Genomic DNA, 643 nt, shown 5'->3' with positions numbered 1-643 from the left:
CGAATTCGCATCCCCGGCAAGGGCCTGCGCGCGCTGGCCCGGATGCAGGGCTCGATCGCCGCCCTCGGCCGGGAGCGCCGCCGCCGCCCCACCGACGACCTGATCTCCGCACTGGTCACCGCCGACGTGGACGGCCGTCGGCTCAACTCCCGTGAGCTGGGCGCCTTCTTCTCCCTGCTGCTGGTCGCCGGGGTGGAGACCACCCGCAACGCGCTCGCCCACGGCCTGCACCTGCTGACCGAACACCCCGAGCAGCGCGAGCTGTTGCTCGCCGACCTGGACACCCACCTGGGCGGCGCGGTCGAGGAGATGGTCCGGCACTCGACCCCGATCATCCAGTTCCGCCGCACCGTCGCGGCCGACCACCAGCTGAACGGCACCCACCTCGCGAAGGGCGAGAAGGTGGTGCTGTTCTTCGGCTCCGCCAACCGGGACGAGGCGGTCTTCACCGACCCGGACGCCTTCGACATCACCCGCTCGCCCAACCCGCACCTCGGCTTCGGCGGCGGCGGCCGGCACTTCTGCCTCGGCGCCTACCTGGCCCGCCAGGAGATGAAGGTGCTCTTCCGGGAGCTCCTCACCCGCCTCCCCGACATCCACTCGGTCGGCGAGCCCGAGCTGATCCACTCCAACTTCGACAACC

The 643-nt window shown here is 71.4% G+C and carries 1 protein-coding gene; it reads left to right on the top strand.

From position 1 onward, the window contains the following. Window positions 1-643, top strand: a 643-nt coding sequence (locus ABD323_RS43495) for a cytochrome P450 (protein WP_344447541.1), incomplete at both ends; no start/stop codon positions are given.

Source organism: Kitasatospora nipponensis (genome assembly GCF_039528135.1).
GTDB lineage: Bacteria > Actinomycetota > Actinomycetes > Streptomycetales > Streptomycetaceae > Kitasatospora > Kitasatospora nipponensis.
The sequence above is the reverse complement of the archived record's forward strand: the minus strand, read 5'-3'. Positions and strand labels throughout refer to the sequence as shown.